This is a genomic window from Salarchaeum sp. JOR-1, from assembly GCF_007833275.1.
Lineage (GTDB): Archaea > Halobacteriota > Halobacteria > Halobacteriales > Halobacteriaceae > Salarchaeum.
This window is the reverse complement of record NZ_CP042241.1, coordinates 1,811,451-1,827,822: the sequence shown is the minus strand read 5'-3', so window position 1 is coordinate 1,827,822 and position 16,372 is coordinate 1,811,451. Positions and strand designations below refer to the sequence as shown.

18 protein-coding genes are annotated in these 16,372 nt (G+C 67.8%); 10 read left to right on the top strand and 8 right to left on the bottom strand.

Features of this window, described 5'->3' with window-relative positions; all coding sequences use genetic code 11:
* Positions 1–29: 29 nt before the first annotated feature.
* Positions 30–905, bottom strand: a complete 876-nt coding sequence (locus FQU85_RS10410; RefSeq protein WP_145847603.1) for a 3-hydroxyacyl-CoA dehydrogenase family protein — start codon at positions 903–905, stop codon at positions 30–32.
* An 87-nt stretch (positions 906–992) separates the two neighbouring features.
* Between FQU85_RS10410 and FQU85_RS10405 the strand changes: the two genes are divergently transcribed.
* Positions 993–3,149 carry a hypothetical protein gene (locus tag FQU85_RS10405; protein WP_145847600.1) on the top strand — a complete coding sequence of 719 codons (2,157 nt, stop codon included), beginning with the start codon at positions 993–995 and terminating at the stop codon, positions 3,147–3,149.
* Here the strand turns inward: FQU85_RS10405 and FQU85_RS10400 are convergent.
* The gene (locus tag FQU85_RS10400; RefSeq protein ID WP_145847597.1) at positions 3,146–3,448 is read right to left on the bottom strand and encodes a hypothetical protein; all 303 of its coding nucleotides are present in this window, start codon (positions 3,446–3,448) and stop codon (positions 3,146–3,148) included. The two genes, FQU85_RS10405 and FQU85_RS10400, sit on opposite strands and share 4 nt — an antisense overlap.
* A gap of 231 nt (positions 3,449–3,679) precedes the next feature.
* Here FQU85_RS10400 and FQU85_RS10395 point away from each other — a divergent pair, with 231 nt between their 5' ends.
* Genes FQU85_RS10395 through FQU85_RS10380 form a run of 4 tightly spaced genes read left to right on the top strand, consistent with a single transcriptional unit; the run spans position 3,680 to position 6,965 of the window.
* On the top strand, positions 3,680–5,059 hold the full coding sequence (locus tag FQU85_RS10395) for an adenylosuccinate synthase (protein ID WP_145847595.1): 1,380 nt from the start codon (positions 3,680–3,682) through the stop codon (positions 5,057–5,059).
* A 42-nt stretch (positions 5,060–5,101) separates the two neighbouring features.
* Positions 5,102–6,148 (top strand): lysylphosphatidylglycerol synthase transmembrane domain-containing protein, encoded by a 1,047-nt coding sequence (locus tag FQU85_RS10390; RefSeq protein WP_145847593.1) that lies wholly within the window; start codon positions 5,102–5,104, stop codon positions 6,146–6,148.
* Between the two features lie 42 nt (positions 6,149–6,190).
* Positions 6,191–6,382 (top strand): methytransferase partner Trm112, encoded by a 192-nt coding sequence (locus FQU85_RS10385; protein WP_145847591.1) that lies wholly within the window; start codon positions 6,191–6,193, stop codon positions 6,380–6,382.
* A 31-nt stretch (positions 6,383–6,413) separates the two neighbouring features.
* The gene (locus tag FQU85_RS10380) at positions 6,414–6,965 is read left to right on the top strand and encodes a DUF2627 domain-containing protein (RefSeq protein WP_145847589.1); all 552 of its coding nucleotides are present in this window, start codon (positions 6,414–6,416) and stop codon (positions 6,963–6,965) included.
* Here FQU85_RS10380 and FQU85_RS10375 read toward each other — a convergent pair.
* Both FQU85_RS10375 and FQU85_RS10370 read right to left on the bottom strand, forming a co-directional pair.
* Entirely contained in the window at positions 6,962–8,032 is a 1,071-nt protein-coding gene (locus FQU85_RS10375) for a DR2241 family protein (RefSeq protein ID WP_240792423.1), read from the bottom strand. The genes FQU85_RS10380 and FQU85_RS10375 overlap by 4 nt on opposite strands.
* Positions 8,032–8,910 carry a CbiX/SirB N-terminal domain-containing protein gene (locus tag FQU85_RS10370; protein WP_145847587.1) on the bottom strand — a complete coding sequence of 293 codons (879 nt, stop codon included), beginning with the start codon at positions 8,908–8,910 and terminating at the stop codon, positions 8,032–8,034. Before FQU85_RS10370 ends, FQU85_RS10375 begins: the two co-directional genes overlap by 1 nt.
* A gap of 99 nt (positions 8,911–9,009) precedes the next feature.
* On the opposite strand from FQU85_RS10370, the gene FQU85_RS10365 reads away from it, so the two are divergent.
* The 5 genes from FQU85_RS10365 to corA are packed head-to-tail and all read left to right on the top strand — an operon-like array spanning position 9,010 to position 12,876.
* Positions 9,010–9,495, top strand: a complete 486-nt coding sequence (locus FQU85_RS10365) for a hypothetical protein (RefSeq protein ID WP_145847585.1) — start codon at positions 9,010–9,012, stop codon at positions 9,493–9,495.
* A gap of 54 nt (positions 9,496–9,549) precedes the next feature.
* Entirely contained in the window at positions 9,550–11,028 is a 1,479-nt protein-coding gene (gene cysS, locus FQU85_RS10360; RefSeq protein ID WP_145847582.1) for a cysteine--tRNA ligase, read from the top strand.
* A 45-nt stretch (positions 11,029–11,073) separates the two neighbouring features.
* Positions 11,074–11,706, top strand: coding sequence for a DUF6517 family protein (locus FQU85_RS10355; protein ID WP_145847580.1), 633 nt, complete (start codon positions 11,074–11,076; stop codon positions 11,704–11,706).
* A gap of 37 nt (positions 11,707–11,743) precedes the next feature.
* Positions 11,744–11,911, top strand: coding sequence for a hypothetical protein (locus tag FQU85_RS13370; protein ID WP_168219975.1), 168 nt, complete (start codon positions 11,744–11,746; stop codon positions 11,909–11,911).
* Entirely contained in the window at positions 11,908–12,876 is a 969-nt protein-coding gene (corA, locus tag FQU85_RS10350) for a magnesium/cobalt transporter CorA (protein ID WP_145847577.1), read from the top strand. The genes FQU85_RS13370 and corA overlap by 4 nt, the downstream gene beginning before the upstream one ends.
* Here corA and FQU85_RS10345 read toward each other — a convergent pair.
* The 4 genes from FQU85_RS10345 to FQU85_RS10330 all read right to left on the bottom strand — a co-directional run bounded on the left by FQU85_RS10345 (position 12,871) and on the right by FQU85_RS10330 (position 16,218).
* Positions 12,871–14,106, bottom strand: coding sequence for a tripartite tricarboxylate transporter permease (locus tag FQU85_RS10345; protein WP_145847575.1), 1,236 nt, complete (start codon positions 14,104–14,106; stop codon positions 12,871–12,873). The two genes, corA and FQU85_RS10345, sit on opposite strands and share 6 nt — an antisense overlap.
* Positions 14,107–14,196: 90 nt before the next feature.
* Positions 14,197–14,535: a 50S ribosomal protein P1 gene (gene rpl12p / locus FQU85_RS10340; RefSeq protein ID WP_145847573.1), complete on the bottom strand. Its 339-nt coding sequence runs from the start codon at positions 14,533–14,535 to the stop codon at positions 14,197–14,199.
* A gap of 2 nt (positions 14,536–14,537) precedes the next feature.
* Positions 14,538–15,581: a 50S ribosomal protein L10 gene (locus FQU85_RS10335; RefSeq protein ID WP_145847571.1), complete on the bottom strand. Its 1,044-nt coding sequence runs from the start codon at positions 15,579–15,581 to the stop codon at positions 14,538–14,540.
* A gap of 1 nt (position 15,582) precedes the next feature.
* A complete protein-coding gene (locus tag FQU85_RS10330) occupies positions 15,583–16,218 on the bottom strand; it encodes a 50S ribosomal protein L1 (RefSeq protein WP_145847569.1) in 636 nt (211 codons plus the stop codon).
* Between the last annotated feature and the right edge of the window lie 154 nt (positions 16,219–16,372).

The following is a 16,372-nucleotide window of genomic DNA, read 5'->3' as shown; positions in this document are numbered from 1 at the left end:
CCCGTTTCCGTCCCCCGGTTCGGTAGCGTTCAGTAGTCAGCGGGCCCGGTTTTGTCGCCGTTCTCGTCGTACTCGTAGAAGCCGGTGCCGGTCTTCTTGCCGAGGTCGCCGGCGCGGACTTTGCGCTTGAGTATCTGCGGGGGTTTGAAGCGTTCGCCGAGTTCCTCGCGGAGGCTTTCGGCGATGTCGAGGCGGACGTCGAGGCCGACGAGGTCGGTGAGTTCGAGGGGGCCCATGGGGTGGTTGTAGCCCTCGCGCATGCCGGTGTCGATGTCTCCGGGGCTGGCGACGCCTTCTTCGACCATGCGGGCGGCTTCGAGGCCGAGCGCCACGCCGAGGCGGGAGGTGGCGAACCCGGGGGTGTCGCGGACGACGACGGCGTCCTTCCCGATGTCTTCGACGTAGTCGGTGGCGAACCTCTCGGTGTCCTCGCTGGTCTGCTCCGCGACGACGACTTCCACGAGGCCCATCAGGTGTGGGGGGTTGAAGAAGTGGAGGCCGATAGCCCGGCTGGGGTCGTCGAGGGCGCTCGCGAGCTCGGTGACGGGGAGGCTGGACGTGTTGGAGCCGAGGACGGCGTCCGCGGGCGCGGCGGCCTCGATGTCCGTGAACACGTCCTGCTTGAGCTCCATGTCCTCCGGGACGGCTTCGACGACGAGGTCGGCGACCGCGACGGCGTCGTCGAGGTCGACGATGCCTTCGATGCGGGCGAGCGCGGCGTCCCGCTCGCTCTCGCTGACTTTCCCGCGTTCGACGCCTTCCGCGAGCGTGTCCTCGATGCCGTCGATGCCGGCTTCGACGCGGTCTGCGTCGATGTCGCGGACGACCACGTCGTGGCCTGCCATCGCGGACACCTGCGCGATTCCGCGCCCCATCTGTCCTGCGCCGACGACCGTGACGTGCATGCTCTGGACTGGCGGGGGCGGTCACGAAAAGCGTTCGATCCCGGAGAGAGGGAGATTTTATACGTCGCGGCTCCCTCGCTCTCGTGTATGGATTCACGTACGGTCGAGCGCGTGCGGTCGTGGTCGTCGGCGGACGCCGCTGACGGCTACCGCGGCCTCCACGCGCTCGCTGACCGAGCGTTCTCGGGTGCCGTCGTGGCGGACGACACGTGGCTGTTCATGTTGAACGGCCGCGTCGTGGGGGTGTTCGAGGGAGGTATCGAGGACTTCGAGGACGCCTCGTCGGACGTCTACGAAGCGCCGCATCTCTCGCTGCCGTTGCTGTTCGCGATGCAGGAAGCGGGCGGGGAGACGAAAGCGACCTACTACACGAACGACACGCCGCTCTCCGAGACGGACGAAACGCTCGCTGACGCGGGGTTCACGGGATACGTCGAACTCTCCGAGAACGTGCTCTCGGGCGACTACTACACGGCCTACTACGGCGGCCGGTCGCTGAGCGCGGCGTTCGTCGGGTCGAGCGAGGAACTCATCACCGGCGAGGAGGCCTTCGAGCGCGCCGACGACGAGGTCGGGCTCTACGAGGTCGTGACGGTCGACATCGACGTGACTGACGTACCCGAACCCGACGAGGAGGCGACCGGCGACGACGTCGAGGCCGCCGCCGGAGCGGCTAGCGCGACGGAGGCGTCCGAACCGACGCCCGACGACGGCGCGACGGCCGTGGCCGCTGTAGACGAGACCGGAACCGCAGGAGAGAACGCCGACGCGAACCAAGCGGCGGCCGAGCAAGCGGCGGCCGACCCGGACGCGTCGTCGGAGCGCGCGGTGAAAGCGCCGGACGAACCGACTACCGACGAACCGTCGGTTTCGGCGGACGAATCAGAGAGAGACGCCCGCACGACCAGAGACACGCTTGAAGCGGGCGACGCGGCTGCGGTCTCCGAGGCGGAGCAGGCTGCGGACGTGGCGCGCGAACCGCCGGCGGAGCGCCCGTCACCGGAGCGCCCAGAGGCAGCGGGCGTGGAGCAGTCGCCGTCCGCGCGCGCGGTGGACGACGAGGGCGAAGGCGAAGACGGCGTGTTCTCGGAGGAAGTCGAGTGGCGGGAGGCGACGACCGTCCCCTCACTCGATCCCGAGAAGGCGGCGACACGCCCGAGTTCCGGGGCGTCCTCGGACGCGACACAGCAGCGCACACAGGGGACGGCGGCCACGAAGCAGGCCGCTCAGCGCTCTCAGCGCTCTCAGCGCTCTCAGCCCGCCCGTCAGTCCGCGTCGTCCGAAACCGAAGAGCGAGTGGCGACGCTGAAGGAAGCGGTCGCTGAGCGCGAGGAACGCATCGAGGAACTCGAAGCGCGCGCGGACGCCGCGGAGAGCGAGGCCGCGGAACTGCGCGACGAACTCACGGATCTCGAGGAGGAGCGCGACGCGCTCCGGAACGAAGTCGCGGAACTGCGTGCCGACCTCGAAACGGCGCGCGAGAGGGCGGACGCGGCGGAAGAACCCGAGGAAACCGCGTCGTCCGACCGGACGCCCGCAGAGGCGCTCGCCGGCACGAACCTCTTCGTCCGGTACGGGTCGAAGGCCGACCCGACCCTGGACGCTGTCGCGGACGGCGACGTGAGCGCGGAGGCCGTGAACGCGAACCTCCGACTCGAACACCACACGCAGTTCGACGCCAGCGAGACGACGGTCGACGGCGACTCCTTCGACGACTTCCTCGAAGGCACGGCCGCCTACCGATTCGTCTCCTGGATCGTCCGCGACCTCCCGTACGAGCTTCTCGATACGGGTCGAACGAAAGGACTGGCGGACGTGTTCGACGCGATTCCCGACATCGACCGCGCCGAACTCGACGGCACGATCTCCATCCGCGACGACGAGGGCGAGGAACTGCGATCGACGTTCGACGTGGTGCTCCGCGACCGCATGGGAAACCCCCTTCTGGTGGCCGAGCTCAACCCCGAGCGCGACCCCGTCACGGGCGACGAGATGGACGGCCTCGTGGAGAACGCAGAGGTCGTCGCGGACGCCCAGGAATCGCTCGGCGGCGCGTTCTACGTCACCGCGTCGTTCTTCGAACCGGACGCGCTGGAGGCGGCGACGGACGCGACGGACGGCGGCGGGTTCCTCTCACGCAGCGACAAGGAGAGTTACGTGAAAGTCGCTCGGAAGTCGGGGTTCCACCTCTGTCTGGTAGAGGACAGAAACGAGACGTTCCACGTGACGGTGCCTGAACTCTAAACTTCGGCTTCTCCGGTGTCGATTTTCATCGACTCGAGCTTCTCGATTATCTCGTCTACCTTGTCGTCGAGCTCGTCGACGAACTCCTCGGTTCGTTCGGTCGTGATCGCGCCCTGGCTGGACGCCTCGATGAGGTCTTCTTCTTCGAGGACGCGGAGGCTGTACCGGACTTTGTGGTGCGGGTAGCCGGTCTCGTTCGACATCTTGACGATGCCGATGGGTTCGCGCTCGAGGACCATCCGGAGAACCTGGAGGTGGCGTTCGAGCATGTCGACTTCCTTCTCAAGGCGGTCTATCATGGCATTTGTTAACTTGTCTTTACGGAGTTTAAAGGTTACTCTCCGGGAGCGCCCGCCTTCTCTCAATTCGGACGCTTCGATGCGACCGAATATAACCGTTGTGGGCGCGAACCGATGTGTTGGTTGGACGTGAGCACACGAAACACGAGAAGCCGACGTCCGGGCACGAACGTGCTCATTTTCGGCGTCGAATCCGTAATCGGTTTACCCGGGGCGCGGAACTGTTCGACCATGACCGTCACCATCGTCGGCGCTCAGCTGGGCGACGAAGGGAAGGGCGGCGTCGTCGACATCTTCGGCGACGCCGTCGACGTCGTCGCGCGCTACCAGGGCGGCGACAACGCAGGCCACACCGTCGTCCACGAAGGCGACGAGTACAAACTCTCACTCGTTCCATCCGGCGCCGTCCGCGGGAAGACCGGCGTCCTCGGGAACGGCTGCGTCGTCAACCCCCGAACGCTGTTCGACGAACTCGACGCCCTCCGCGAACGCGGCCTCGACCCCGACGTCCGCGTCGCCAAACGCGCGCACGTCATCCTCCCCTACCACCGCGTCCTCGACGGCATCGAGGAAGACGCGAAGAGCGAGGACGACCAGGAAGTCGGTACGACGGGCCGGGGAATCGGGCCGACCTACGAGGACAAAGCGGGACGCCGCGGCGTCCGCGTCGGCGACCTCCTCGACCCCGACGTGCTCCGCGACCGACTCGAATACGTCGTTCCCCAGAAACGCGCCATCGTCGAGGACGTCTACGGCATCGACGTAAACGACCTCGACGACCCCGACGCGTTCGACGTGGACGCGCTCCACGACGAGTTCAGTCAGGTGGGCGAGCGCCTCGCCGAGAACGACATGGCCGTGAACGCGGGCGAGTTCCTCGCGAGTTCCATCGACGACGGCGAGAACGTGATGATGGAGGGCGCGCAGGGCACCATCATCGACATCGACCACGGCAACTACCCCTACGTCACGTCCTCCAACCCCACCGCGGGCGGCGCGGCCACCGGCACCGGTCTCAGCCCCGGCGTCATCGGGTCGGGCGACGTGGTCGGCATCGTGAAGTCCTACCTCACGCGGGTCGGAAGCGGACCGATGCCGACCGAACTCGGCGGCGTCGAGGGCGACACGCCCGGCTACGACGAACAGGGCGCAGGCGAGAACGAGGAACTCGCGACCTACATCCGCGAGGAGGGCGGCGAGTACGGCACCGTCACCGGCCGCCCGCGCCGGGTCGCCTGGCTCGACATGCCGATGCTCCGGCACGCCGCCCGCGCGAACGGCTTCACCGGGTTCGTCCTGAACCACCTCGACGTGCTCGCCGGCCTGGACGAAGTCGACGTCGGGCACGCCTACGAACTCGACGGCGAGGTGCTGAAGACGATGCCCGCCACGACCGAGGAGTGGGCGCGCTGCGAGCCCGTCTACGAGACGTTCGACGGCTGGCCCGACGTCGACTGGGAGACCGTCGCCGCCGACGGGTACGACGCCCTCCCCGAGAACGCACAGGCGTACGTCGAGTACGTCGAGGAGGAACTCGGCGCGCCCGCGTACGCCATCGGCGTCGGCCCCGGCCGCCAGGAAACCGTCGTCCGCCACGACCCCTTCCAGTAGTCGCCCCCTACTTTTCTGAACCCCCGGCCCCACGACTCGGGTATGCGAAGGGGGATCAGGGCCGCACTCGGTATCGGCATCGCAGTCGCAATGCTCGCGCTGCTCGTGAACGCCGTCGGCTGGAACGAGTTCGCGCGCGGCCTCGAACGAGCGAACAAACCGCTGTACGCGCTCGCCGTCGTCGCGTCCGCCGGGTCGCTCCTCGCGTGGGCGCAGGTCGCGCGACGGCTCTTTCACACCACCGGTGGCCGCCTCGACGGCGTCGGCTTCCACACCGCCTACTTCTCCGGGCTGTTCGGACGCGCCATCCTCCCCGGCGGCCACGTCGGCGGCATCGGCATCGTCTCCTACGTCCTCTCCCGGTACGGCCCCGGCGAGTTCGAACGCCCGCTCGTCGCCATCTCCACCACCGAGTTCGCGAACAACGTCGCGTCCGCGACTCTCGCCGCGTTCGGCCTCGTGTTCGTCCTCACCGTCGGACACAGCAGCCTCTCCGGCGTCGGGTTCGTCGCCGCCGTCGCCACCGCCGCGCTGCTCGCCGCGCTCGTCGCCGCGTACGTCTTCGTCGTTCGCTTCGACGCCGTCGGAACCGCCGCTCACACGGTCGCTCGCGGCGTCCGCGCCACCCTCGGTCGCGTCTCCACTCGCGTCCGGGCGGCCGCGTCTGAAGAGCGCGTCGAGCAGCGCGTCGAGCGCGCGAACGACGTCGCGCGCACCCTCCGCGAGAACCCCCGCACGCTCGCCACCGCTCTCGCGTTCAGCCACCTCGGCTGGGCGCTCTACGTCCTCCCGCTCTCCCTCTGCCTGCGCGCCGTCGATGCCCCGGTCGCCTACCCAGCCCTCCTCTTCGTCGTCCCCACCGCCGGCCTCACCGCCGTCGTCGGCACGCCCGGCGGCATCGGCGTCGTCGACTCCGCCATCACCGCCCTCCTGCTCGCGCTCACCCCGCACGCCGCCGGACCGGTTCTCGTCGCCGCCCTCCTCTTCCGCGCCGCCGACTACGGTACCACCATCCTCGTCGGCGGCCTGTCCACCCTCTACCTCACCACGCTCGACGTCCCCAACCCGGTCGGCGTCCTCCGCAAATAGGGAACCCGCACGCTTTTGCCGGGCGCAGCCCACGACTTCCGTATGAAGGAGGATCTCCTGGACATCGTCTGCTGTCCGCTCGACAAACACGACCTCGAACTCGCAATCGAGGAGGAGGACGACGGCGACATCGTCTCGGGCACCCTCACGTGCACTGAGTGCGGCGAATCGTACCCTATCGAGGACGGCATCCCGAACCTCCTCCCGCCAGACATGCGAGAGGGTGCGGCCTAGAGCTTTTTCTTCCGGGCCACGAAGCGGGCGTGTGGCCGACACTCTCACGGTACGCGTGAACGCCGACGGCCCACACTCTGTGAGCGCTGACGCCGCGTCGTTCGCGACCACGGGGTCGTTCGCGCTCGCGCTCGACAACGAGGGGTCGCCCGCGCACGTCCACGTCAAACTCGACGACGCGCTCCGCCGCGCGGCCAGCGTGACCGACTCGAACCACTACGTCGACCGCAACGCCACCACCGTCGTCGCCGTCACCGTCGCGGATCGTCCGCGGCCCGTCTCGGGCACGCTTACGGTTCTCGCCGGATACGGCTCCGAGTCGGTCGAGGTTTCCGTGCGAATCGAGGAGCCGTCGGAGACGAGCGAGGGCGTCGCTGTCGGAGAAGACCTCGCACAGAAACAGTCCCGGGAGACGGACGCGTCCCCCGAAACGCTCCTCGTTCCCGGGGCCGTCGCCGCGGCCGGCGTGCTGTCCGCCGCGCTCGCGCTCTCCTTCCTCCACGGTCTCGTCGCGCTGTTCGTCGCCGGCGTCGCGCTCGTCGGCGGCCTCGCGATGGCCGGCTTCCTGCTGCGCGCGACCTAGTCGTCGTACGTCGGCGTTCCCGACAGCCCGCGGTCGTCCATTCGCTTCGCGCGAAGGTAGCGCGCCCGGTACCGGTTCGCGCCGTCGTTCACGTCCGCCTCCCGTATCTCGTCCGTGCGGCCGTCCGCGACCGCGCCGATGATGTCCTCGATCTGTTCTTTCTCCGTCGGCGTGAGCTCGAACGTGTACTCGCGCTCCTCGTCGCGTTCGAGCGTGACGAACTTCCGCGCCGCCGCGACGAACAGCGAACACGGCTCCCGGCACGGGAACGCGCCGCCGCCAGCGGGCGTGTCGATGTCGGTGTCCTCGTCGTACTCCCACTCCCGGCGCTTCAGGCACTGCGAGTCCACGCAGCACGCCTCGGTCGCCCACTCCAGTTGCTCGGGCGTGAGCTCGCTCACTATCTCGTAGATGCCGGACTGGCGGTCCGCGGCCTCCCGGTAGTGCGTCACGTCCAACTCGCCCTCGCGCTCGCGGTGCCAGTTCGCCACCGTCGCCGGATAGATGAAGTCCACCGTCCGCACCAACGCCTCGCCGCTGAGGCCGGTGAACACCCAGCCGTGCGGGAGGCTCGGGGCCGTGGAGAGCGGGCGGTACTTCCCGTCGTCGTCGTGCTTCACGAGCTGGCGGGCGTCCAGCGGGTCGGTGTAGGTTTCGAGGTCGTCGTCCGCCGCGTTCTCCTGGTGGCGAACCTCGTAGACGTGCTCGCCGTCGCGGATGTGCGCAGTGACGAGGAGCTCGCCCCACTCCCGGCTGAGGCCGTCGGTGCGGAGCGCGTCGAGGCGCTCGGGGACGGTGTCGTCGCCGGTCGCGTGCTCCACCCACCGGAGGAACGCGCGCCGGGGCGTGTCCTCTCCCCCGACTTCGTGCTGCCAGTAGTACCAGTTCGCGACGTACTCGTTGCCCGTCGCGGCGTCCCCGAGTTCGTCCGTCGAGAGGCCGCGGTGGCTCTCCGCCGGCGTCTCGAACCGATAGCCGTACGTCGTGTCCTCCACGCGCAGTCCGTCGAACTCGACGCCGTCGGTGGCGGCGTCGATGAGCGCCGCGACCTGCACGGTCTCGCTCACTAGTCGCTCACCGCGTTCACGCCACCGGTCTCCTCGCGAACCGCAGCGATAGCGTGCTCGACCGCCGCGCCGGCGTCCCCCGCGCGCTCCAGAATCACGTCCGCGACGAGGGGTTCCGTGCCGACCGCGCCCGCGTACCAGATGCGGTGGCCGTCCACGGTCTCCGGAACCTCCCAGCCGGTCCGGTAGTCCTCGGTGATGCCCATGTCCTCGGGGATGTCCTCCTGCGTGTGGAAGCCGTCCGCGACGAACAGGGGGACGACCACGATATCCGGCGCGTCGAAGAACTCCGTCACGTCGTCCACCTCCGGATCCTCGTCCATGAACACCGCCTGCACCTCGTCGAACCGCCCCCTCTCGCGGATGCGGTCGGCGTGATAGTAGATGGCTTTCGCCGAGTTCTCGTTGCGCTCCGTGCCGTGCCCGACGACCGCGAGACCGACCCCCTCGCCCACGTCGTCGTCGCCGGTGACGGACTTCGCGCGCTGCACGATGACGTCGCTCATCGAGTCGTGCGTTCCGACCGGCCCGCAGTAGTGGATCGTCTTCCCCACGTCGGTCGCTTCGAGCGTGACGTGGTCGGCGTCAGTCCCGTCGGACTCCCACTGGTCGGGCGACCAGTCGTTCAGTCGGAGTTCACGCGGAATCACTTGCTCCGTGAAGTAGCCCTCGCTCACGAACAGCGGCACGACGAACACCTCCTCGGATTCGAGCGTCCGCAACACCTCCCGGAACGACGGTTCTTCCTTCCAGAACGCCTCCCTGACCTCGTCGAACGCTCCGGTCGCGCGAATCGTGTCCGCGTGCGTGAACGCGGGTTCGCTCGACCCCGGGTTCAGGTGCGAGCCGTGACCGACGATGACGAGCGCCTGACTCATGTACGTACGAAGGAACGCGTCGGTCTTAGTGACTTCGCAACTATCGAGCGTTCCCGGGGACGAGAAGGTTTTTCGTCGCGCCGAGTCTCTCCGCGAGCGATGCCTTCGCTCGCAGAACGAACCCGGGACGCGGTGGACGCGCGGCCGTTCCTCCGGACGGCGCTCGCAGCCGGCGTGGTGAACTACGCCGCGGCCGCTCGCCTGCTCGACGTCGAGGGAGAACAGGACGCGGTGGCGACAGCGCTCCGCCGGTACGCTGACGACCTCACGCACGAGGCGGCGGGCGCGGACGCGACGGTGCGAATAGAGAGCGGGCTCGGCGCGAGTGATACGGGAGTGCTCGCGGTGAACGACACCGCGTACGCCTCGGGTGCGGGGTCGCTGACGGGCGTCGTCGCGACCGGGAGCGTGGACGCGCGGGCGGTCGCCGCAGTTCTGGGACGGTTGGACGCCGCGGGTATCAACCCGGAGGCCGCCGGCTACACCGACAACTCGCTCGTCGTGGTCGTGGAACGGCGGGACGGCCCGAACGCGCTCCGCGCAGTGGAGGGCGCGCTCGACGCGGTCTCGCGCGTGCGGGCCTGACAACGCCTGACGCGTATTCGGTGATTTAAGACCGGGGGCGGCGTACGAGCGCGTATGACGCTCCACGTCACGAACACGCTCTCCGGGGAGAAAGAGGAATTCGAACCCCAAGACCCCGAGCGCGTGCGCCTCTACTACTGCGGGCTCACCACGTCCGACCCGCCGCACCTCGGGCACGCGCGCTCGTGGGTGCACGTCGACGTGATGCACCGATGGCTCGAATTCCTCGGGTACGACGTCCGACACGTCGAAAACTTCACCGACGTGAACGAGAAAATCGTCGCTCGGGTCGGCGAGCAGGGCGACGACGAGGATGACGTAGCGAAACACTACATCCGGGAGATCATCGAGGCGATGCGCGGCCTGAACCTCAAGCGCGCCGAAGTCTACCCCCGGGTGTCCGAGCACGTCCCCGAAATCGTCGACCTCGTGGAGACGCTCGTGGAGAAGGGGTACGCGTACGAGTCCAACGGCTCCGTCTACTTCGACGTGACCGCGTTCGAGGAGTACGGAAAACTCTCGAACCAGCGCCTCGACGACATCGAGGAACAGGGCCAGGACGACGAGCTATCGGAGAAACGGAACCCCGCCGACTTCGCCCTCTGGAAGGCGGACGGCGTCTCCGAGAGCGCGATAGACGAACACCGCGGCCCCGATCACCCAGGGACGCCCGCGCACCCCGAAGGCCAGACGTGGGAGTCGCCGTGGGGCGAGGGGCGGCCGGGCTGGCACATCGAGTGCTCGGCGATGAGCATGACCCACCTCGGGGAGACGCTCGACATCCACGTCGGCGGCCGCGACCTCGTGTTCCCCCACCACGAGAACGAGATAGCGCAGTCCGAGGCGGCGACGGGCCAACCGTTCGCCAACTACTGGCTGCACTGCGCGCTCTTCGAAATCGGCGACGAGAAGATGAGTTCCAGCCTCCGGAACTTCATCACCGCAGAGGAAGCCATCGAGCGCTTCGGGCCGAACGTCGTGCGCACCTTCCTCGTCTCCGGCACGTACAACAGCCGACAGACGTACAGCGAGGACGCCATCGACGAGGCCGAAGACCGCTGGGAGCGCCTCTCGCGGGCGTACGACCGCGCGGTGGACGCCGCGGACAGCCCGGACGCGTACGCGACGCAGGCGGACGACGGCCTCCGAGCGGCCGTCGAAACCGCACGCGAGGACTTCGCGGCGGCGATGAACGACGACTTCAACACCAGGGAGGCGCTGAGCGCGCTCGGCGATATCGCGTCCGCCGTGAACGCCCACGTGGACGCCAGCGACGAGTACGATTACGCCGGACTCCGCCATGCCATCGAGGCGTTCGACGGCCTCGGCGGTGACGTGCTCGGCCTCCAGTTCGAGACAGTCACCGACGGGGACGCCGACCTCGCGGGCGACCTCGTGGAACTCGTCCTCGACCTCCGCGAGGACGCGCGGAACGCCGGCGAGTACGAGCGCGCCGACTCTCTGCGGGACGGGCTCGAAGCTCTCGGCGTCACGGTCGAGGACACCGACGACGGCCCCACGTACCGCCTCTGACAGGTAGCCACCGACTTTATCCCGTCTTCGAGCCAACGGAACCCTATGTCACGACGAACAGCGGTCGCAGTGGCGCTCGCGGCCCTCGTGCTCGCGAGCGGCTGTCTCGGCTTCCTCAGCGGGCCCGTGACGTTCAACGCGAACAAGGTCACGGTCGAGGACTCGACGCTCCAGTCCTCCGGCTACGAGGAAGTCTCCGTCGAGAAGATGCAGATAAACCGAACGTTCGAAGCCGCCGGTCAGTCGAAGACCGTCGAGATAACGAACTGGGTCGCCCAGTACGAGAAACGCGTGAGTATTCTCGGCGTTGAACGCCGAGCCGCGGTGTTCGGAACGTTCTCCTCGCCCGAAGTGAGCGTGCTCGGACAGAGCTTCAACCCCCTCGACACCTACAACGACCGCGAAATCGCCCAGCTCATCCAGCAACAGTACGGCACCATCAGCGACCTCAACGCGGTGTCGAACACCACAATGACCGTGCTCGGTCACAGCACGACCGTGACGAAGTTCTCCGGAACGGCGAACTTCGACGGGCAGAGCATCGACGTGTTCGTGCACGTCACAAAGGTGAACGACGGTGGTGACATCGTCGCCGCGGTCGGCGTCTACCCCCAGCAGTTGGACGGCGAGGAAGAACACGTGCACACGCTCCTCCGAAACCTCCGGCACGCGTCCTAACGCCAAGCCTTTTTTCGACCTCACGAGAGGGGTCGGTATGGATAGCGTTCGCATCGCGGGGAGCGTGCTCACCGTCCTCTCACTCCTCGCGTACGCGGTCGGCGTGCTCCAGCCGTATCCCGGGCGCGCGTTCTCCGTCACGGGCGTGATGGTGGGCGTGACGCTCACCGCCGTCGGCCGCCCGAACCGGGGTGATGGGGCGTGACGGTGACCGCCGTCGTCTACACGGACGCGGGCATCACACCCTACGACGACGTCGGCGCCGCCAAAGCGGCTCAGGGGACGACGTGGATTCGCGCAGACAGCCCGACCCCCGACGAACTCGCCGCTGTCCGGGACGCCTTCGGGATTCACCCGCTCGCCGTCGAGGACGTGCAGAACGGCGTCCGACCGAAGACCGAGGAGTTCGACACGCACACAGTCCTCCTCGTCACGGACGCTCGATTCCGGGCCGGGGAGACGACGTTCGAACAGGAGCTCGACACCCGGCCGGTCGGCCTGTTCATCGGCACCGACTGGGTGGTGACGCTCACCCACGACGACGTCGACGCCATCGACGCGACCTGGGACGCCGTGCTGCGCGAGGACGCCCGGATTCTCAGCCGCGGCCCCGACTTCACCGCGTACCGCGTGCTCGACCGAATCGTCGACGACTACTTCGCGCTGCTCGACGGCATCGAAGACCAAATCGAAGCCATCGAGGGCGAACTCGTGGACGCCACCCGCAGCGACCTCCTCGACGAGATTAACGACGTGCGCCGCGAACTCCTCGCCGTCCGAAAACTCCTCTGGCCGACTCGGGACGCCATCAGCGGGTTCGCGCGCGGCGACCCGAGCGAAGTCGCCGTGGAGACGGAGAAGTACTACAGGGACGTCTACGACCACGTCGTCCAGCAGGTCGACCTCGTGGAGACCTACCGCGACCTCGCCTCCAGCTCGCGCGACATCTACCTGAACGCACTCAGTCAGTCGACGAACGAAGTGATGAAGCGGCTTACCGTCGTCGCTACCATCGTCCTTCCGTTGACGTTCATTGTCGGCGTGTACGGCATGAACTTCGAGACGATGCCCGAACTCGGCTGGCCGTACGCCTACCACGCGACCCTCCTCGGGATGATACTGCTCTCCGCGATTCTGGTGTGGTACTTCCGCGGACAGGACTGGCTATAGGGCGAGCGGCACGAGCAGCACGCCCATCAGGCACGTGCGGCGCGCGCCGAACCACACGGGCAGGTGGCCGAGAACGCTCGCCGCGACCAGAACGCCGACGCCGTACGCGCCGGAGAGAACGTACGTGAGTGACGTGACGAGGGCGAGCACGGCGACGACGACGCGTCGGTGGTTCATGTTCCCGACGACCCGGAGGTACGCATCGCCGACCGTGACGACGAGACAGACCGCGACCGCGGCCGCGAGCGCGACCGCGAGCAGGAACACCGGGAGGTCGAGCGGCGCTCCCGACCGGTCGAGCGCCACCAGCACGCCCGTGTGGGGCGCGCCCAGCGACACGAACGCGTAGAGCGCGAAAATCGTGTTCGAGGTGTTGACGCCGCTGGTGGCGACGACGTACGCGCGGTCGGGGTCGTCGCGCCGCGGAAGGACGCCGAGCGCGGCGATAGCGGCGATAGCGCTCGACACGCCGGAAACGTACGCGACGGCCGCGCCCGCGGCCGACCCGGCGAGTGCGGACACACCGACGCTTCGCGGACTCGATTCGACGACGGCGTCTCCCTGCTCGGGGACGCCCGACCCGTGGAGTGCGGCGAGCAACACGGGGACGCCGAACAATCCCGCAAACAGCGGGAGAAGCACGTCGCCGTCGCCGAGGGGCGCGTTGAGTGTCGCATCGAGTACCGTGAGACCGAGGAGGCCGGAGAGCGCGACGCCGAGCGCTGCGCCGACCCGCGCGAGTGGCGTGCGTTCGCTCGCGACGAGCGCGCACGCCACCCCGGCGAGCACGAGCGACAGATGGGCGTCCAGCCACGGACTGACGAACCGCATCCCCATCGTTATCGGCCAGCCGAGCACAAACGCGAGCGCGACGGCGCTCGCACTTCCGAGCGCGGACAACCGTAAGGCTTCGCGGCCACGGCCGGCGAGCACGAGTCGATGGCCGGGGAGCGCCGTGACGGCCATCGCGGCGTCCGGCACTCCGAGCGCGAGCGCCGGCACGATATCGAGGAAGGAGTGCGTGACGCCCGCTGCGAGCACGACGACGCCGACGAGCACGGGGTCGCCCGGGAGTTCGCCCGACACCGCCGCGAGCAGCACGGCGAGCGTGTTCACGTGTAAGCCCGGCGTCAACCCCGAGAGCGTGCCGAGGAAGACGCCGCAGAGAACGGCGGCGAGGACGCTCCCGGTCAGCGAGGGATCGACGAGCACGCGCAGGCCGTCCAGCATCACCCACCGCTGGCCGCCCACTCGTATTTGAACCTACGCGCGGCTACGCGGCTGGCGTCGAAAGAAAGAACGGTGAATTACGGGACGGCGTTAACCGAAGAGGTCGCCGAGACCTTCGCCGCTGGCCTCCTCGTCCTCTTCTTCGGCTTCGTCTTCTTCCTCGGCCTCGGCCTCCTCGGCCTCGTCCTCGGATTCTTCTTCAGCGCCGCCCTCAGCGGAGCCACCGGCGGCCGCGCCGCCCGCGGCGGGCGCTGCGGCAGCCGTCTCGATGGCTTCCTCGATGTCGACGTCCTCCAGCGCGGCGACGAGCGCCTTGACGCGGGATTCCTCGACGTCGACGCCGGCCGATTCGAGGACCGACGTGAGGTTGTCTTCGTTGATCTCCTCGCCCGATTCGTTCAGGATGAGTGCTGCGTAAACGTACTCCATTATTAGTCACCAAACATGTTTCCGAGACCTTCGGCGCCGGACTCGTCGTCCTCGTCCTCGCCCTCGCTGGACTCGCCTTCCTCGGATTCCGCTTCTTCAGTAGCCTGTTCTGCTTCGTCCTCGGTCTCCTCGACCGTGGACTGCTCGACGTCGACGCCGCGGAGTTCCTCCGGGAGCGCCTCTTCGTCGTCGATCTGCGCCGCGAGCGCACGCACCTGCGCGTCCGCCTTCGCGACGAGGTCGTCCGCGAGTTCGGGGCTCTCGACGGCCGCGTGAATGCCGAGGCTCTTCGCCTCGCCGGCTGCCTTCGCGAGCATCGTCGGCGCGGTCTGGGCCGTCGGGTACTCCGCGTTGATGGAGAGGTTCCGAGCGGCGGCCGCGGCGGACTGGATGTCCGCGCGGTACTCGTCCACGTCGATGGCGAGCTCGTCGGGCATGAACAGCACACCCTCGGAGTACACCGCGCGGAGGTCGAGACCGACTTCCTTCGGCTCGATACCGAGCTCGGAGAGGACGTTGGCGACGTCGTTACCGACGACCTCGCCTTCCTCCACGACCACGGAGTCGGAGAGCACCTGAATGGACCCCTCCTGAATCCGCGCGTCGGCACCGATCTGCTGGAGTTCGCCGACGAACGGCCCCGGGTCGACGCCCGTGTCGCCCTCGGGGATGACGATGTCGTTCGGCGCGACTTCGCCAGCGTTGATGGGCGCGGGAGTCTTCGAGGCTTCGAGCTGCTTGTACAGCCCGAACGGGTTGTCGTTCGTTCCGACGAGTCCGACCTGATCGCTCACGTACTCGGTGAGGTCTTCGAGGCCGCTGTCCACGTCGTCGAGCGCGCGCACGAGCAGGGTGTTCCGGCTCATGCGGAGTTCGGCGCTCCCGTGGAGCGCGCGCCGCATGTCCTGGAGCTGTCGGCTCGGGATACCGGCGACGTTCACGACGCCGATACTGTCGTAGGACTCGATGAGCTCGACGAGCTCGTCGACTTCCTCCCGCTTCCACTCCGGAATGTGGTCGGTGGTGCGCTCAGTTTCTGCGGACATCTCAGGCCACCTCGACGGACGGCCCCATCGTGGTCTTCACGTAGATGGAGTCCACGTTCAGCGGGCCTTTTTCGAGCGTTGCGTGCAGTCGACGCACGATAACGTCGATGTTGTCCGCGATGTCGTCCGGCGACATGTCCTCCGCACCCACGCGGGTGTGGAAGGTGCGCCGATCTCGCGAGCGAAGCTGCACGGTATTCTTCATGCGGTTTACGGTCTCGACAACGTCGTCGTCGGGCTGGAGCGGGGTCGGCATCTTCCCGCGCGGACCGAGCACAGTACCGAGGTATCGACCGATGTCCTGCATCATGGACGCTTCGGCGACGAAGAAGTCGGTTTCGCCGGCGAGGTCTTTCGCAGCGTCATCGTCGTCCCCGAGGTCTTCGAGTTCGTCCCCGCCGAGCACGTCGTCAGCGACGTCCTCTGCGCGAACGGCGGTCTCGCCCTCGGCGAACACCACGATCTGTGTCTCCTGTCCGGTTCCCGACGGCAGCACGACGCTCTCGTCGACACGATTCGACGGGTCGTTGAGGTCTAGGTCTCGCAGGTTCACGGCGAGGTCCACCGTCTCGCGGAAGTTCCGCTCAGGGGCCTCGTCGAGTGCTTGAGAGACTGCCTCGTCTATGTCATCTGCCATCTTTCACCTCCGTAGTGTACTTGCCCCCTCTCGGGGAGCTCCTACGGGTCAGTGAAACAGGCTACGCCTGTCTCGTCTCGAAGAACGACCATGCCGCACTTAAGGTCGTCGTTACGCGAGAAGGGGCGGAGGATTCACCCGTTCGGAGCGCCGA

Excerpts from the sequence above, each read along its gene's own strand:
- FQU85_RS10355 (WP_145847580.1), top strand. The coding sequence starts at position 11,074 with ATGTCACGACGAACAGCGGTCGCAGTGGCGCTCGCGGCCCTCGTGCTC.
- FQU85_RS10330 (WP_145847569.1), bottom strand. The coding sequence starts at position 16,218 with ATGGCAGATGACATAGACGAGGCAGTCTCTCAAGCACTCGACGAGGCC.
- FQU85_RS10365 (WP_145847585.1), top strand. The coding sequence starts at position 9,010 with ATGCCTTCGCTCGCAGAACGAACCCGGGACGCGGTGGACGCGCGGCCG.
- FQU85_RS13370 (WP_168219975.1), top strand. The coding sequence starts at position 11,744 with ATGGATAGCGTTCGCATCGCGGGGAGCGTGCTCACCGTCCTCTCACTC.
- FQU85_RS10385 (WP_145847591.1), top strand. The coding sequence starts at position 6,191 with ATGAAGGAGGATCTCCTGGACATCGTCTGCTGTCCGCTCGACAAACAC.
- FQU85_RS10370 (WP_145847587.1), bottom strand. The coding sequence starts at position 8,910 with ATGAGTCAGGCGCTCGTCATCGTCGGTCACGGCTCGCACCTGAACCCG.
- FQU85_RS10410 (WP_145847603.1), bottom strand. The coding sequence starts at position 905 with ATGCACGTCACGGTCGTCGGCGCAGGACAGATGGGGCGCGGAATCGCG.
- FQU85_RS10345 (WP_145847575.1), bottom strand. The coding sequence starts at position 14,106 with ATGCTGGACGGCCTGCGCGTGCTCGTCGATCCCTCGCTGACCGGGAGC.
- FQU85_RS10400 (WP_145847597.1), bottom strand. The coding sequence starts at position 3,448 with ATGATAGACCGCCTTGAGAAGGAAGTCGACATGCTCGAACGCCACCTC.
- cysS (WP_145847582.1), top strand. The coding sequence starts at position 9,550 with ATGACGCTCCACGTCACGAACACGCTCTCCGGGGAGAAAGAGGAATTC.
- FQU85_RS10395 (WP_145847595.1), top strand. The coding sequence starts at position 3,680 with ATGACCGTCACCATCGTCGGCGCTCAGCTGGGCGACGAAGGGAAGGGC.
- FQU85_RS10405 (WP_145847600.1), top strand. The coding sequence starts at position 993 with ATGGATTCACGTACGGTCGAGCGCGTGCGGTCGTGGTCGTCGGCGGAC.
- rpl12p (WP_145847573.1), bottom strand. The coding sequence starts at position 14,535 with ATGGAGTACGTTTACGCAGCACTCATCCTGAACGAATCGGGCGAGGAG.
- FQU85_RS10335 (WP_145847571.1), bottom strand. The coding sequence starts at position 15,581 with ATGTCCGCAGAAACTGAGCGCACCACCGACCACATTCCGGAGTGGAAG.
- FQU85_RS10390 (WP_145847593.1), top strand. The coding sequence starts at position 5,102 with ATGCGAAGGGGGATCAGGGCCGCACTCGGTATCGGCATCGCAGTCGCA.